This is a genomic window from Shewanella sp. POL2, from assembly GCF_000282755.1.
Classification (GTDB): Bacteria; Pseudomonadota; Gammaproteobacteria; order Enterobacterales; family Shewanellaceae; genus Shewanella; species Shewanella xiamenensis.
Map to the genome: position 1 here is coordinate 1 of NZ_AKZL01000095.1, position 15,924 is coordinate 15,924.

The following is a 15,924-nucleotide window of genomic DNA, read 5'->3' on the forward strand; positions in this document are numbered from 1 at the left end:
TAAGAGTGCCTTGCTGCAAGCCCGTTACACTAAGGCGCAGACACGCCAAGACTTAAGTTTGCTGCTCGACCAAAGTTACCGCCAGTTATTACAGGCCGAAGAAGAGTTCAAGGCCCTGAATACCTCACTCGAACTGGCCACCGAGAACCTGCGTTTAAGGGAAATCGCCTTTAATCAAGGGCTTTCAACCTCTATCGATAGGGTCGATGCCGAATTAAAACTGAGCGCCGTTAAAACCCAGCAGCTCGGTGCCAGTTATCGCTATGTGCAAGCCTATGCCAGATTAATGGCCATCAGTGGTCAATTAGATGAATTTATCGGTCGCAGTGCCACAGGCACTCAATCGCAGGAGACTATCAATGCGCGCTAACAGAATTCTTGCTCTCACGGCGTTGGTCGCATTAGGCCTTATTTTAGCCTATGGGCTCAAACTGGCTTATAGCCCAAAGCCGAGTGTGTTGCAGGGGCAGATTGAAGCCCGCGAATATAACGTATCCTCTAAGGTGCCAGGGCGGGTCGAGCAAGTGCTTGTGCGCCGTGGCGATAGTGTCAATGAAGGTGATTTGTTATTTGCCATTCATAGCCCAGAATTGGATGCCAAGTTGATGCAGGCCGAAGGCGGCCGTGATGCCGCTAAAGCCTTACAACAAGAGGCAAATAATGGTGCCCGTAGCCAAGAAGTGATGGCAGCTAAAGAGCAATGGCTTAAGGCGCAAGCGGCGGCAACACTGGCAAAAACCACCTATACCCGCGTCGAAAATTTATTTGCCGAAGGTGTTGCCGCACGGCAAAAACGCGATGAAGCCTTTACCCAGTGGCAAGCGGCAAAATACACAGAACAAGCGGCGTTAGCCATGTATCAAATGGCTGAAGAAGGCGCGCGGGTCGAAACCAAAGCTGCTGCGGCGGGGAATGCGCGTATGGCCGAAGGCGCGGTGAAAGAAGTCAGTGCCATTATGGCTGATAGCCAAATGCGTGCGCCTAAATCTGGGGAAATTAGCGAAGTATTATTGCAAGCAGGTGAACTGGCGCCGAGTGGTTTCCCTGTGGTGAGTCTGATTGATATGCAGGACGCTTGGGCGGTATTCCAAGTACGTGAAGACCAACTAAAGCGTTTTAAAAAGGGCGATAAACTGCAATTAACGCTGCCAGCGCTGGATAAAACGGTAGAGTTTACTGTCTCCCATATCAGTGTGATGGGGGATTTTGCGACTTGGCGTTCGACCGAAAGCGGCCACGATTTTGATATGCGCACCTTTGAGGTTGAATTACGCCCAACGGCGCCAATTGCTGATCTGCGCGTCGGTATGTCTGTGCTGCTTAGTGCAGAGTAACGACTGTGACCAAGTTACCGAGCGAGCCTAAGCCATTGAGCGAGCATGTCACTAACGCCGATGCGACAGAGTCTGCCTCCGTAGGCTTTATGGCGTTGTTCATGGCATTGGTGCGCCGCGAGCTTAAGGCGCTATGGCGCGATCCTTGGCAACTAGCCCTTATCAGTTACATTCCGCTGCTGGGGATTTTGTGCCTGTGGTGGTTATTTAGTGCGGGTTTACCGCGGCAGTTACCCGTGGCGATTGTTGATCAAGACCATAGCCAACTCAGCCGGATGCTGACCCGTCAACTCAAAGCCAATCCTGTGACCGATCCCCAGAGTTTTACCGATCTCTCCTCGGCCGTCGAGGCCATGCAGCAGGCGCAGGTCTATGCGGTGGTAGTATTTCCCTATGATATGAAAAAGGATTTGCTTACCGGCCATACACCCACAATCGATGTGCGCTACAACAGCCAGTTTTTGTTGGTGGGTAAGCTGTTGTCGAGTCAAATTCAGTTGAGTCTCGGCGATGGGTTGTTGCAGGTCGCAGGCCTTAAGCAACTGATGACGGGCACACCAAAATCACAAGTGGCGGTGAATTTAAGCCCGGTCAAAAGCCAGACCACGGCATTGTTTAATCGTAACAATAACTACATTGGCTTTTTAGTGCCGCCGGTATTGGTAGCCCTTTGGCAGTTGTTATCTATGCTGGTGATGGCTAACAGCTTAAATCGCGAGTTACACCTTAATGCCGCGCAGTCAGAGGAGGGGACCTCCAATCAATTGAACGAGCATTTTTGGCCTAAGGTGTTGGCTAAGATCCTGTTGTTTACCCCTATCTTGATGCTGCAAGGCGGGTTTATCCTCGCTTGGTTGTATTTGTATCTGGCCCTGCCTTTTGCGGGCAGTATAGCGCTGCTGCTGTTTGCCCAGTTGATCATGCTGTTGGCGGTATGGAGTTTGGTGTTACTGGTGTTTGTGCTGATGCGTGATAGCGCGCGGGTCATCAGTTTTTGTACCGCATTATTTGCACCAGCCTTTGCCTTTATGGGGATCACTTTTCCTACCCACGAAATGCCACAACTTGCCCAGTGGTGGCGGCTCATTATGCCATCGAGCCATTATATTGAATCCCATGTGAGCGTGGTCAGTTATGGTGCTACTTGGTCAACGATGGCGCAGCAATTGAGTAGTTATTGGGGATTTATTTGCCTGCTCCCCGTGATTTATGCCTTGGCGAGCAAACTACTGCCGATAACGGTAACCCCCAATTCGGTAGCGGCTGACACCGATACATCTCTATCAGTGAAGGGGCAATAACATGAATTTATGGCAGTTAGTGCTCACTGAATTAAAGGCGATTATTAGCGATAAGGCTATCGCTGTGACCCTATTTGGCGGTGTGCTGTTTTATTCGGTGCTCTATCCCTTGCCTTATTTGCACCAAGTCCCAACAGAACAGCAGCTTATCGTGGTGGATTTAGACCATTCTTCCCTGAGTCGTCAACTTATTCGCCATGCGGATGCCAGTGCAAAAATCCAAGTGATAGGCCAAGTCGGCTCTATCTCCGAGGCGAAACGCTTTATCGAAACGGGTAAGGCGCACGGTTTATTGGTGATCCCTGAAGGATTTCGCCGCGATTTGTTGCTCGGTAAGGGCGTAACCTTAAGCTACGGCGGTGATGCCAGTTACTTCTTGATTTACTCCGCTGTGGCCGAAGGTCTTGTCAGTGCGGGGATGGATGCCGGTAAACAAATTCAATGGATTGGCATGCTCGCCCAGGGGAAAAATCCTAAAGAGGCCGAGCAGAACCTCAACTCGCTGCACTTAAATAGTGTTCCTGCGTTTAACCCAAGCCTAGGCTATACACCTTATGTCGTGCCGGGGTTATTTTTACTGATCCTGCATCAAACATTGCTGATCGGTACTGGCATTTTAGGTGCAGGCCAGTGGCGTCATCAGGGTTATTGGCAACAGGTGTCGCCGCTGCAATTGGTTTGCGGTCGAATTTTAGCCTTTATGCTGATTTATATGGTGTTTACCAGCTTTTATGTGGGCTATTGCTATCACTGGTATAACGTGAGTATTCAAGCGCGCTTTGGCCTGGTCGCACTGTGGCTATTACCGTTTTTACTGGCGACAGCGGCGGCCGGAGTTGCGATGAGCACCTTGTTTACCCGCCGCGATTTGCCGACTCAAGTATTGCTATTAATTTCAATGCCGATCCTGTTTGTCTCAGGCTTTGTCTGGCCGATTGCCTTAATCCCTGAGCCGCTTGTGCTGGGCTCGCAGATTATCCCTGCGGTGCCCGCCATTATGGGGATGTTGGAGCTGAACCAAATGGGCGCGACGTGGGCAAGTGTACTGCCAAAGTGGTTACAGCTTTGGGGTTTATTTGCGGCATTTTTTGGCCTTGCCATTTTAGGGATTAAACGCCGAGCAAATGTATTACAAACATCGATATAGGCTTTAGATTCGCTCGTTTCTTGCCTGTGTTGAGTTATTTTTCTACAGATATTGTTGCCATTGTTAGGGCGTGTTGACGTTTCAGGGGTATTTTTGCAGCTTTATGCAAGGCAAAGTCCGTGCAGTGTAGTTATTCTACACAAACGGATGATAACGCTGCAGAAAAGCCAGCCAAATGCTGCCCGAAGGGTTCGTCTGGCAAGCCCTTGCTCTTACTTTCTGTCATAAGAGCCGCTCGTCATTTGAGTAGAATAACGACACATCATTCCTAGTTTCGCGAGCACGTGCTTGCCAGAACGAACAAAATCTAATCTCGAAACGTCAACATGCCCTAATCTAGGACACATAAAAGGCACTTAATGCGCTTATTGGGTTGTCTTCTACCCTGTTTTGGGCGAAAATGCGCGCCGAAAAAATAACCGAGGTATTCATTGCCTCGGTTATTTTCTTTTTGAATATATGGGTTTTAAACCAATAGAGGCCGGTAAACATCCGGAAATGATACGAGGTTCGCTTGAACCTACTTTACTGAGGACAATTCAATGGGGCTGTTGTTTACCGGATTTTCGGTCATTGCCGTCAATCAAGATGTTGCGTTAGTCATTCCACCGACGGCACTCGGAGGTGGTATATGAGCCAACAAAAACCGAGCTTAAAGCAAAGCCTTAATCTATGGCAAGTGGTTGTGATGGGGCTCGCTTACCTCACGCCTATGGCCGTGTTTGACACCTTCGGAATTGTCTCTGAGATCACCTCTGGCCACGTGGCCACCTCTTACTTGCTCGCATTAGCGGGTATCCTGTTTACCGCTTTTAGCTACGGTCATTTAGTGCGTAAATATCCCTATGCGGGGTCGGCTTATACCTATGCCCAAAAAACCTTTAGCCCAAATGTCGGTTTTATGGTGGGTTGGTCATCGCTACTCGATTACATGTTTATGCCGATGATCAACATGCTATTGGCCAAAATCTACCTTACTGCCATGTTCCCCAACGTGGAGCCTTGGATTTTCATCTTTGGTTTAGTCACCATCATGACGGTACTCAACCTGAGAGGCATTGATTTAGTTGCGAATTTTAATGGCGTTATTGTATTTGCTCAGATAGCCATTATCTTAGTCTTCATCGGTTTAATGGCCCATAGCTTGTCCCTTGGCGAAGGTGAAGGGGTCATTGCCAGCGTGCGTCCATTCTATTCGGAGCAGATAACCTTAGCGCCGCTCTTTACCGGTGCAACCATTCTGTGTTTCTCCTTCTTAGGCTTTGATGGCTTAAGTTCATTGAGTGAAGAAACCAAGGACGCTAAGCGAGTGATCCCCCGCGCCATTGTACTTACAGCGCTGATTGGCGGGGTGATTTTTGTGAGCGTGTCCTATTTCTTACAACTCTATTTCCCTGATATTTCTCGCTTCCAGCAGTTAGACGCTGTGCTGCCTGAGATAGCGCTATATGTGGGCGGCAATTTATTCCAGTCTATCGTGCTGGTGGCGACAACGATTGCGGTGCTAGCATCGGGCATGGCGGCTCATGCGGGGGTGGCGCGCATCCTCTATGTGATGGGGCGCGACAATATGCTACCCAATAAAGGTTTTGGTTATGTTCACCCTAAATGGCGTACTCCGGCATTTAACGTGATTCTGGTGGGGTTACTGGCGCTTTCGGCGGTGTCATTTGATTTAGAAATGGCCTTGGCTTTGGTAAATTTCGGCGCCTTAGTTGCCTTTACCTTTGTTAACCTGTCGGTGATAGTGCAGTTTTATATTAAAGAAAAACGTAATCAATCCCTTAAGGAACATTTGCAGTATTTCATCTTGCCCCTGTGTGGTGCGGCGACCATTGGTGTGCTGTGGATAAACCTCGAGCCTCAGTCCTTAGAACTTGGCTTAATTTGGGGAGCTGTAGGGATGTTGTACTTAGCGCTGCGCAGCCTACGTTTGCGCAAAGCGGTAGAGTTACAGAGTTAACTAAGGTATTGACTCATAAAGTAACAGCACTGAGGTATGCTAATGTCGTTCGCTTAAGAGTGAACGACATTTTTTTACGCCGACTGGAGACGCCATGTTGTTCATTTGCAAAACTCGTGGATAAAATTTTCCCAGTTTTGTTGACCCATATAAAGCAAGGTTAGAAACATTAACTTTTGCTAAATCGCGCCTAGCGCCTAAGGCTATATTCTGAAGTGCGGGGATTGGGGCGTGTTGACTTTCAGGGTTATTTTGCAGCCATATGTTGGCCAAGAGGGTGTTCTGGCAAGCTCTTACTCTTACTTTTAATCATAAGAGCCGCCCGTCATTTGAGCTGAATAACGGTGTGTTATCCCTCGCTTCGCGAGCTAGAGCTTGCTTGAACAGTAAAATGTAATCTCAAAAACTCAACACGCTAGTCTTGGATTTCGCTGCGTAAATATTTAAACAGCTCTTTTGAGGATTTAGACTCAGGACCTTTCGCCAGCTCTTTGGTTGCTTGGCGCACTAAGGTACGCAGTTTTTGTCTGTCCAACTGTGGGTAATGTTCCACTAAGGTTTGGATTTCACCGTCGCCTTGGGTGAGTAAACGCTCACGCATTTTCTCGAACATTTGCAACTTGGCGGTTTCGTTGCTGTTTTTGTTAAGCACGACCGCGAGCGATGCCTTGATAGGTTCAATATCGACGTTACGCATCAGCTTGCCGATATACTGCATATGGCGGCGATAGGCTTCGGTCTTTGGCTTAATCTTATGAGCTTGCTGAATGCTGTCGTACAAGTGCTCGTCCAGCTCGATTTTATCTAGCTGGGTTTTGCTGAGTGAGACCAGTTCCATACCGACTTTTTGAGCCGCTTCGCAGTCACGCTTATCCTCAGTTTTACTGACATAATCGTCGTTACTGTCATAGGGCTGTTTAAAATGTTCTGAATCACCAACAATCTTCATATAGATAAAACCTCAGTTAAATAACGCGCTAATAATAACATCTCCCGCCAAAATTCGCCTAGTTAAAGCGCGATTCAATCAGTAAAGCGCGCAATAAATAATGAGAATGGGATAGGTGTTTGTTATGCTAGCGGCATTGCCTATAACGAAAGAGTTGCTTTGTGTCTTTGAACAGAATCGATAGTGAATTGACCGCGCTGAAAGATGCGGTTGCTGTGGCCCTCGAATATGCGAATAAATTAGGGACAAATGCCGCTGAAGTGGCGATCAGTAAACAACAGGGATTATCGGTTTCAACCCGTTTAAAGGAAGTTGAAACGGTAGAGTTTAATAAAGATGGCGCCCTCGGTATTACGGTTTATCGCGATGGTTGCAAGGGCAGTTCATCTACCTCAGATCTCAGTCCTGAAGCCATTGCTCTTGCGGTTAAAGCGGCAGATGATATCGCCCGTTACACCTCGGCCGACCCGTTTAGCGGTTTAGCCGATAAAGCCTTAATGGCGACTGAGATCCGCGATCTTAAACTCTATTATCCTGAAGATATTTCCCCGGACGAATTAGCCCAATTGGCCATTCGCGCCGAAACCGCGGCGCTCGATGCCGATCCGCGCATCAATAATTCTGACGGCGCCAGTGCAAACGCCCATACGTCGGTTAAGGTTTACGGTAATAGCCACGGCTTCTTAAATGGCTATTGCAGCTCGCGCTATAGCTTAAGTTGCAGCGTGATCGGTGAAGACAGTGACGGAAATATGCAGCGGGATTACGATTACACTATCGCCCGTAAATTCAATGAGATGCTTTCACCTGAATTGGTGGGGCTAAAAACCGCCGAGAAAACCGTGAGCCGTTTAGGGGCACGTAAGATTGCCACCACCCGTTTGCCAATATTACTGGCGCCAGAGATTGCGACTGGCTTAATCGGCCATTTGATTGGTGCCATCAGTGGCGGTAGTTTGTATCGTAAATCAAGTTTCTTACTCGATGCCATTCACACCCAAATCTTCCCTGACTGGTTCAGCATTGAAGAGCAGCCGCATCTATTAGGCGCACTCGCCAGTGCCAACTACGATAGCGAAGGTGTGGCGACCCAAGATAGACGCATCATCGACAGTGGCATATTAGAAACCTATTTACTAACCAGTTATTCGGCGCGCAAATTGAGCCTACCTAACACAGGTCATGCGGGCGGCATTTACAACTGGACGCTGGCGCACACTGGCCAAAGTTTCGATGAGTTAGTCAAAGGCATGGGCACTGGCTTGATTGTCACAGAAGTGATGGGCCAAGGCGTGAATATGGTGACGGGGGATTATTCCCGTGGCGCCGCTGGTTTTTATGTCGAAAATGGTGAAATCCAGTTCCCCGTTGAAGAAATTACCATTGCTGGCAATCTTAAGGATATGTTCCGTGGGATTCAGGCGGTCAGTAAGGACTTCGATTTACGTTCATCTATCCGCACGGGCGGGATCTTATTATCCGAGATGAAGGTCGCGGGTAACTAGCCATCGGCATATAACGGTTCAGTCAATTGAAACACAAAAGGGCAAATGCAGCTGCATTTGCCCTTTTTGATTTAACTGACCCGCCCTAAATAGCATTGCCACTTGTTAGCGGCGGTGCTCATTAGAATTTGTAGCTGGCACTTAATTCAAATGAGCGACCCGAGCCTGCGACTTGGCTAAAGCCACCAGTACTATCAGCCTTAAATTCGGCAAGGTTGACACCACCCAGTGGTAGTTCGTAGTAAGTATCAAGCAGGTTGTTGATTGCAAAGGTTAAACTCAGCTCTTGCCATTTAACACTACTGCTTAAATTTAACAGCGAATAGCTGTCGGTCTCATTTTCTAAACGGCGCTCATCGACTTTATCCTTAGTCGCTACCCATTGCCATGATAGGCGGTTTTCCCAATCACCCAGTTGATGGCTAAGGGCTAACTCGGTTTGTAGCGGTTTGATTTGATAAAGTGGCTCATTACCCTCATCACGCTCGCCGCGGGTGATATCGAGCTTACCCTGCATCTGCCATTTACCGCTGTCGGTATTGGCTAATAGGTAGACCGCACTAAACTTAGCGCCATATAAATTGGCATCTTCGTTGGTGAATTTAAGGATATTGCGTTTACCACTGGCAAGGCCAGTACGGTTAAAGCTGCCAATCACCTCGGCATCAATATAGTCTGTCACCGCGCTATACCAAGCCGTGGTAGAGAATTGCCATTCATCGCCATTAAACTTGTAGGCCGCGCTCAGAGTATGCGCCGTTTCGGGCTTAAGATCGGGGTTGCCGACATAGCCGTTACCGTCGCCATACCAGCCAATCATAGTGGTTGCCATCACGCCGCGGCCCCAGCTGTAACGCTCGTACAGGTTTGGTGCGCGGTTTTTACGGGCTAAGCCAAATTCCAATTGTTGTTTGGCCGATAGCTGATAACGCGCCAGCAGCGTAGCATCGATAAGGTTATCGTCACGGCTTCTATCCATGGCATTAAAGGCTTTTGCCGCCTCGGCATCCACATTGGGCATGCCCATCATGGGCATATTGCTGTAAGCCTGCACTTCGCCCGTATCTGTGGTGACATATTCATAACGCACCCCAGCAGACAACCACCAGAGTGGCGTGAGGTTTTGCTGCCACTCGCCATAAACTGCGGCGCGGCGGCGTTCACCGTCATTGATATTGATATAGTCATTGGGTGCCATCATAGTGCCGGGCACAGCTGGCCAAGTATCATCGAGTTGATAGTTATAAAATTCCTGACCGATGAGTAGCGTGCTGTTATCGCCCATGGGTAGGCGCCAATGCAGTTGGTAGCTGTAATCGCTACCCTCTGTATTCATTGGCATCTTGCCGGTTTTTTCTGGGGTGAAGAAGCCCATTTCATGCTTCACACTGTGCCAGTTTAACTGGGCACTAAACTCGCCGTCGTTGTCTAAATCCCGCAGATAGCGGACTAGGGCACCGTAGCTCTTGTTATCCGTCATATCCATGTATTGGTTAGGAAAACCTTGGAATGGAATTGCCTGGTGCGTTAGCTTAATCGCCAGTTGTTGTGTGTCATCGCGCCATGCCGCTGTTAACGCATGGTTTTGGGCGCGATAGAGGGTATCGAGTACTTTATCGCCGTGACCATCGTGGTAGCTATTGGCGTCTTCATAGGCGCCTTGATAGCTGAAACTTAAGTCCTTACTGGCAATCCCTGCCTTAGCGCCGAGTAGGAATGCATCGCTGGTGCTGCGGTATCCCGATGAGATTTCACCGCTTTCAAAGCTGAGGTTTTCGCTGTCGTTAAACTTTGGATTGAGGCTATTAACCTTAATCACTCCGGCGATATTGTCACCGCCCGCACTGACAGGGGACACGCCCGCGACCACTTCTACCGAGCTGATTTGGTTAGCGGAAACGTAGGAAAGTGGTGGGTTCATTTGGTTGGCACAGGAGGCGGTGATATCTGCGCCATCGACTAACACTTTAATGCGATCGCCCATCATGCCATTGAGTACGGGCAAGGCAGAAACGCCGCCCGCTTCGGAGAAATCGACGCCTTGGTCTTTTAGCAAAGCATCGGCCGAGCCTAAGGCATTACGGCCAATACTCTGTTCGCCATGGACTTGAATACGTTCAATTTGAGTTTGATTTGTCTCGTCGGCCATGGCCTGTGAGGCAACTGAAGCGCCTAATGCTAAGGTCAGCGCGCTGGCGATTGCGGAGCATTTAAAGCCGTGGGGAATAGTTGAAGCGTTTGCAGCCATCTTATTGTCTTCCATTCACTTAGATAAATTGCGCTGCATTATAAAGATCATCTAAGTGTGACAAGTGCGGCATATTGTCGCAGAGCTTATAAAGATAAAGCTGAAATAGCGGCCTGAAGTTCTCGCTAGCACCAAGATGAGGATAAGCTAGCGCCAATGTGAGGATAATAAGCGGCGTTGTTTAACGCGCCCTAGGATTAACCGAAGTGATTAAAGTAGATCCGCTGGGTTTCCCCTTCTGCATCCATGGCGGCGAGTGCTTTGGCAAATTCATAGGCCTTTGAATCTTCAGCGAGTATGCTTGGGCTGTTATTCGGACTTAAGGGAAGATCGGCGCGATAGTTAGGGTTATGTTGCCCACGAAAATGGCGGCTTTTTTTCGAAAATCCCAGATACATAGCTTGAGGTTGCTGGCAGCAATTAGGGTGTAGCTTAAATTGGCTTGTATCTCGATTTTTAAGGTAATAACTGATGGTTGCTTGATCGTAGATAAAAAAGTCCCCTTGGCCACTAATAAGGTAATCTAAGGCCTTAGGCACATTGAGTTCAGGCGGTTTACGGACCGACATAGTTTCGGATATACCATTAAAGTCGTAGCTGCCCGGGGCGATTAATAGCGTCATACCGCTCTGTGATAACTGCTCTAATGAACCAACATTTGCCGCACCCGCTCGGCTAATTCCAATAATGCGCTCCGACAGACCGTTAGGAATAAAATAGGTAAATTGGGCACGTTCTTCACTAAAATGCAGCCCAGGATAAAAATCGATATTTCCGAGTTTGAGATCCCGCAAAATACGCAGTTTAGGTGCTCGAATTACCCGTAATTTACATCCCACTCTTTCGGCCGCGACTTGGTAAATATCGTAGTAAAACCCTTGGTTATTAGGTTCCTGTTCGATAAAGGGGCGGCGTTCACTGGTGCGATAGCCCATGCTAATAACACACTCAGAGCTTGAAAAAGCCTGCGCTAGGCTGGGGGATAGGATGAGTAATAGGCAAAGTAGGCTCAGTAATGGCCGATAAATCACTGCAAACGGCAAAATTAATCACTCCCTATCCTGTGATTACAAAGGGTAATCGTATCGCTAAATAGCGACTTAAAATGAAGGCTTGTTAGCCTAATGTATTATTTTTGTTGGATTAATCTATCATACTTTTTGATAATAAAAAGAGCGATTCTTTGCGGTTTTGCACAAACTCTGTACATCTTTTTAGATTGGTTTATAGTGTCGCCGCTGGCTGAGAATGATTAACTTGGCCCTTGACCAATATAGGATGAATTGAGGATTAATTGAGGAGTCATTATGACGAAGGTAAATGTGGCAAAAGTAACAGCCCAGAGTGTGCAAGAGCATGAAAATGGTCGCGGCACCATTACAGACAATGCACTTAAGGCGCTGGTGACCAGTCCGTTATTTCGGATGCGTACCGAAAAGCCGAAAAAGGGCAAAGGGTCTTATAACCGTAAAGCAGCAAACCGAAAGGGGTATCAGCACAGGGGCGATACCCCTTTCGACTTTATGGGGATGATGTTTTAACGTTTTTGCCGCGTTAATCCTGCTCATTTAATCCCTGCTAGACTCCTCCCTCACATTGCCTTGCGATTTCCTTTTCAATCCCTTTTGTCGCACTATCTAGCCTTCAACTATTGAGAGTTAACCTTCAACTATTGAGAGTTAACCTTCACCTATTGAGAGGATTCGCCTGCTTTTGCCCATAAAAAGACGAGCCACAATTGAGATTGTGGCTCGTCTTATTAAAACTTGAATGATTTGAAGGCTTAAGCCTCGACTTCATCCTCTGCATCGGCATCCACTAACTCGGCCCACAGATCGTGCTCGTCCGAGTGAGTGATCACCGCGCGAACTAACATGCCGGGTTCGAGTTCAGTTTCACCGTTGATAAATACCATGCCGTCGATTTCTGGGGCATCGGCGAAGCTGCGGCCAATCGCGCCTTCTTCGTCTACGTCATCGATCAGAATATCCATAGTACGGCCAACGAAACGGGCTAAACGCTCAGCGCTGATCTCGGCTTGGACTTCCATAAATCTGTGGTATCTGTCTTCCTTCACTTCTTCACTGATAAGTTCAGCGATGGTGTTGGCGACAGCGCCTTCCACTTCTGAGTACTTGAAACAGCCTACGCGGTCGAGGCGCGCTTCACGCAGGAAGTCGAGCAGCATTTCGAAGTCTTCTTCGGTTTCACCAGGGAAGCCCACGATAAAGGTTGAGCGGATCACCAAATCTGGGCAGATTTCGCGCCAACGTTGGATAGCTTCTAACTGACGGTCAACACGGCCTGGGCGTTTCATCATCTTCAGGATGCGTGGGCTGGCGTGCTGCATTGGAATGTCTAAGTAAGGCAGAATTAAACCTTCGGCCATTAATGGGATCAGATCGTCAACCCATGGGTATGGGTAGATGTAGTGTAAGCGTACCCATGCGCCCATCTTGCCCAGTTGGCGAGCAAGGCTGGTGATGTCTTGCTTAACTGGCATACCGTTCCAAAAATCGGTGCGGCCGCCCTTGTCTTTACCATAGGCAGAGGTGTCTTGGCTCACGACTAAAATTTCTTGTACGCCAGCTTCAACTAAACGTTTGGCTTCATCTAATACGCTACCCGCTGGACGGCTATCTAAATCGCCACGCAGTGCAGGGATGATGCAGAAGGTACAACGGTTGTCGCAACCTTCTGAAATTTTTAAGTAAGCGTAATGCTTAGGCGTTAACTTAACCCCAGTTTGTGGGATTAACGAGGTAAATGGGTTGTGTTCTGGTTTTGGCACGTACTTGTGTACATGCTTTAACACGGCTTCGTAGCTGTGTGGGCCAGTGATTTCGAGCACATCTGGGTGCACTTCACGGATTTGGTTTTCTTTAGCGCCTAAACAGCCCGTTACGATTACTTTGCCGTTTTCTTCTAGGGCTTCGCGCACCGCATCTAAGGATTCTTCAACCGCAGCGTCGATAAAACCACAGGTGTTAACGATTACCAGATCGGCATTGTCGTAGCTGTTGGTGACTTCATAGCCGTCGATGCGTAATTGGGTCAGAATGCGCTCTGAGTCCACGAGGTTTTTTGGACAACCTAAAGACACAAAACCGATGCGATTGCCTGTGGCAGCATTGCCCGTATTAACAGAGTCAGCACTGGCGGCTTCCAATGTTTTGGCAGGGGTCTCAAGCGTGGTAGTTTGCTTAGGATGAAAAGTTTCAACTGTCATGGTGTCTCGCTGATGCTGATAAAAGAGCGCCGTAAAAAGAGCGCGGATTATACCTGAAGTGATTAAAAGGTACAGTGTCTTTGGGTGAAAAGTGTACAGCTAAGAGCGCGTTTCTACCAGTTAGAGACTGACTGGCTCGTATGCGTGCTCGTATGGAAAGTCACAACTGTAGCTTGAGTGCTTGTGGAAGAGGATTTTAGCGATAGGCTGATAAGTTTTGCCAATTTAAAAAGTTTTAAAAAAAGTAACCCTTTTTATGTTTACCCGCGTTTATAGGGATAGTTTGTATGATTCGTTTGTATGGCTAGCAGATGGCGAGTCACACTTTTAGCTGATAGCCATCGCATTAGAATCAAGGCAGTCTCGCCTTAAATGATTTAGTTGGAGTTAATAATGAAGCATTCTCTTTTAGCTGTATTAGTGGCTGGTGGTCTTTTCTCTGGTGTATTTACAGCCACCGCAGTGGCTGCCGATGTGGACTTTCCCCATATCGAAACCATGGGCGTAAGCCAAATTCAAGTCGAGCCGGATATGGCTGAGCTTAATGTCGAAGTGGCTGTCACCGAGAAAGACGCTAAGGCGGCTAAAGATAACTCGGATGCGGCGGTGGCGAAATTTATCGCCCGTTTGACGGCCGCGGGGATTACCAAGGAGCAGATCCAAAGCGCCAACTTAAATCTGCAACCCCAATATGTGTATGTGCAGGATAAAGCACCTGAGCTAACTGGTTACACCGCGAGTCGCCAAGTCACTGTGACTATTAACGATTTGGCACGTTTAAATACGATTTTAGACTCCGCCTTAGAGGAGGGGATCAACAGGGTTAATAATATCGCCCTTAAATCGAGTAAAGAGGCCGAGTATGTGGCCAAGGCGCGCCAAGCGGCGATTGTCGATGCCAAACAAAAAGCAGAATCCTTAGCCAAGGGATTTGGGGAAAACCTAGGTAAGATTTGGCAAATTCGTTATTATGATCAACGCCCTGTGCAACCGGTGATGTTACGTATGAATGCTAAGGCCGATGCCATGGGCGCCGCCGAAAGCTATCAATATGGCCAAGTGACTATCGAAGATAGAGTCGAAGTGGTTTATAAACTCAAATAAGTCATAACGAGATGCAATGGATGAGAATTCTTTGGCTCATCCATTGCTGTTATGGGGCGCAATCGGTTAATTCTGAGTCAACATATTTACAATGTTGCATGTTTTATCAGAGCAAAGGCACTAAACGCTGGCAAAATTAGCGATTTATCCCCACACTGAGAGAGGATAAGGTTATGGAGACCTATGATGGATTTTCCCTCTCGAATCAAGCAACAAACCTGTATGGACTGTTTAAGTGGTAAGTCACTCGGATTTGAAATTCGTATGGCATTTCAGCCCATTATCGATTGGCCAAATCAGCAGATTTATGGTTATGAAGCCCTAGTGCGCGGCCCAAATGGCGAAGGTGCTGCTTGGGTGTTTGAGCGTATAAACGAAAGCAATAAGTACTACTTTGATCAGGCTTGTCGGGTCAAAGCCATTGAAACCGCCGCTAAGCTTGGCCTTGATAAAATATTAAGTATCAACTTTTTACCTAATGCGGTTTATAACCCTGAAACCTGTATCCGCGCCTCGATTGAAGCCGCCGACCTCTTTGGTTTTAATATTCATAACATCATGTTTGAAGTCACTGAGGGTGAGCAAATTGTCGATAGAGCCAAATTGAGCCGTATTTTTGACAGCTACGCTAAACGGGGATTTATCACCGCCATCGACGACTTTGGCAGTGGTTTCGCTGATTTGAGTTGGTTAGAGTTTTTGCGCCCTCAGGTATTAAAACTCGATATGGAGTTGATCAGAGATATCCATTTAGACAAACAAAAACAGTTTGTTATCGATGAGGTGCTCGGGATTTGTAGCACGCTTAACACTCAGGTGCTGGCCGAAGGGATCGAGAGTAAAGCGGAGTTAGACTATCTTGTTGGCCGTGGAATTAACTATTTTCAAGGTTACTACTTCGCCAAACCCCAACTCGAGTATTTAACTACCTTTGACGCCTTAGATTGTTATGCTGCGCTGTAGCATTGTTTTATTGAATTAATGTGCTCCAAGTGCCTTGCACTCAGATTGGTTGTGGAATTGTGTGTATCGGTTCTGGGCTAACTGATATATCATGCGCCACCCTTAATTGCCCATGCCTTCTCTTCGCTGCTATGTCTTCTAACGCGCTTTATACCGATCTATCCGGTTATTACGATTTAAT

At 47.8% G+C, this 15,924-nt stretch carries 13 protein-coding genes; 9 read left to right on the top strand and 4 right to left on the bottom strand.

Translation table 11 applies throughout. The features are described 5' to 3' along the window. The 5 genes from SHEWPOL2_RS18695 to SHEWPOL2_RS18715 form a co-directional block, all read left to right on the top strand. Window positions 1-370 (top strand): TolC family protein (locus SHEWPOL2_RS18695; protein ID WP_037430614.1); only part of this gene is annotated, 370 nt, incomplete at its 5' end. After that, complete coding sequence (locus tag SHEWPOL2_RS18700) at window positions 360-1,334, top strand: efflux RND transporter periplasmic adaptor subunit (protein ID WP_037430615.1); 975 nt, start codon at window positions 360-362, stop codon at window positions 1,332-1,334. The genes SHEWPOL2_RS18695 and SHEWPOL2_RS18700, both read left to right, overlap by 11 nt. An 89-nt stretch (window positions 1,335-1,423) precedes the next feature. After that, complete coding sequence (locus SHEWPOL2_RS18705) at window positions 1,424-2,635, top strand: ABC transporter permease (RefSeq protein ID WP_037430635.1); 1,212 nt, start codon at window positions 1,424-1,426, stop codon at window positions 2,633-2,635. A gap of 1 nt (window position 2,636) precedes the next feature. After that, complete coding sequence (locus SHEWPOL2_RS18710; protein ID WP_037430617.1) at window positions 2,637-3,782, top strand: ABC transporter permease; 1,146 nt, start codon at window positions 2,637-2,639, stop codon at window positions 3,780-3,782. A 631-nt stretch (window positions 3,783-4,413) separates the two neighbouring features. Next, entirely contained in the window at window positions 4,414-5,745 is a 1,332-nt protein-coding gene (locus SHEWPOL2_RS18715) for an APC family permease (protein WP_037430619.1), read from the top strand. 415 nt (window positions 5,746-6,160) lie between these two features. Here the strand turns inward: SHEWPOL2_RS18715 and yjgA are convergent, their stop codons facing one another. Continuing rightward, window positions 6,161-6,694, bottom strand: coding sequence for a ribosome biogenesis factor YjgA (gene yjgA / locus SHEWPOL2_RS18720; RefSeq protein ID WP_037422477.1), 534 nt, complete (start codon window positions 6,692-6,694; stop codon window positions 6,161-6,163). A gap of 161 nt (window positions 6,695-6,855) precedes the next feature. On the opposite strand from yjgA, the gene pmbA reads away from it, so the two are divergent. Further along, window positions 6,856-8,199, top strand: a complete 1,344-nt coding sequence (pmbA, locus tag SHEWPOL2_RS18725) for a metalloprotease PmbA (protein WP_037430621.1) — start codon at window positions 6,856-6,858, stop codon at window positions 8,197-8,199. A 121-nt stretch (window positions 8,200-8,320) separates the two neighbouring features. Here pmbA and SHEWPOL2_RS18730 read toward each other — a convergent pair whose 3' ends face one another. After that, entirely contained in the window at window positions 8,321-10,447 is a 2,127-nt protein-coding gene (locus SHEWPOL2_RS18730; protein WP_086024091.1) for a TonB-dependent receptor, read from the bottom strand. A 197-nt stretch (window positions 10,448-10,644) separates the two neighbouring features. Next, window positions 10,645-11,490, bottom strand: coding sequence for a transporter substrate-binding domain-containing protein (locus SHEWPOL2_RS18735; protein WP_037430625.1), 846 nt, complete (start codon window positions 11,488-11,490; stop codon window positions 10,645-10,647). Window positions 11,491-11,754: 264 nt separating this feature from the next. On the opposite strand from SHEWPOL2_RS18735, the gene SHEWPOL2_RS18740 reads away from it, so the two are divergent. Continuing rightward, on the top strand, window positions 11,755-11,988 hold the full coding sequence (locus tag SHEWPOL2_RS18740) for a ribosome alternative rescue factor ArfA (RefSeq protein WP_037422485.1): 234 nt from the start codon (window positions 11,755-11,757) through the stop codon (window positions 11,986-11,988). Window positions 11,989-12,230: 242 nt separating this feature from the next. Here SHEWPOL2_RS18740 and rimO read toward each other — a convergent pair whose 3' ends face one another. Then, on the bottom strand, window positions 12,231-13,676 hold the full coding sequence (gene rimO / locus SHEWPOL2_RS18745; RefSeq protein ID WP_037430627.1) for a 30S ribosomal protein S12 methylthiotransferase RimO: 1,446 nt from the start codon (window positions 13,674-13,676) through the stop codon (window positions 12,231-12,233). 393 nt (window positions 13,677-14,069) lie between these two features. On the opposite strand from rimO, the gene SHEWPOL2_RS18750 reads away from it, so the two are divergent. Continuing rightward, window positions 14,070-14,780: an oxidative stress defense protein gene (locus SHEWPOL2_RS18750; protein ID WP_037430629.1), complete on the top strand. Its 711-nt coding sequence runs from the start codon at window positions 14,070-14,072 to the stop codon at window positions 14,778-14,780. A gap of 186 nt (window positions 14,781-14,966) precedes the next feature. Continuing rightward, window positions 14,967-15,743, top strand: a complete 777-nt coding sequence (locus tag SHEWPOL2_RS18755; protein ID WP_037430632.1) for an EAL domain-containing protein — start codon at window positions 14,967-14,969, stop codon at window positions 15,741-15,743. Window positions 15,744-15,924 lie beyond the last annotated feature (181 nt).

Bases quoted from the DNA above. Each gene is read 5' to 3' on its own strand.
- SHEWPOL2_RS18740 (WP_037422485.1), top strand. From the start codon at position 11,755: ATGACGAAGGTAAATGTGGCAAAAGTAACAGCCCAGAGTGTGCAAGAG.
- SHEWPOL2_RS18700 (WP_037430615.1), top strand. From the start codon at position 360: ATGCGCGCTAACAGAATTCTTGCTCTCACGGCGTTGGTCGCATTAGGC.
- SHEWPOL2_RS18710 (WP_037430617.1), top strand. From the start codon at position 2,637: ATGAATTTATGGCAGTTAGTGCTCACTGAATTAAAGGCGATTATTAGC.
- SHEWPOL2_RS18730 (WP_086024091.1), bottom strand. From the start codon at position 10,447: ATGGCTGCAAACGCTTCAACTATTCCCCACGGCTTTAAATGCTCCGCA.
- rimO (WP_037430627.1), bottom strand. From the start codon at position 13,676: ATGACAGTTGAAACTTTTCATCCTAAGCAAACTACCACGCTTGAGACC.
- yjgA (WP_037422477.1), bottom strand. From the start codon at position 6,694: ATGAAGATTGTTGGTGATTCAGAACATTTTAAACAGCCCTATGACAGT.
- SHEWPOL2_RS18705 (WP_037430635.1), top strand. From the start codon at position 1,424: ATGGCGTTGTTCATGGCATTGGTGCGCCGCGAGCTTAAGGCGCTATGG.
- SHEWPOL2_RS18715 (WP_037430619.1), top strand. From the start codon at position 4,414: ATGAGCCAACAAAAACCGAGCTTAAAGCAAAGCCTTAATCTATGGCAA.
- SHEWPOL2_RS18750 (WP_037430629.1), top strand. From the start codon at position 14,070: ATGAAGCATTCTCTTTTAGCTGTATTAGTGGCTGGTGGTCTTTTCTCT.
- SHEWPOL2_RS18755 (WP_037430632.1), top strand. From the start codon at position 14,967: ATGGATTTTCCCTCTCGAATCAAGCAACAAACCTGTATGGACTGTTTA.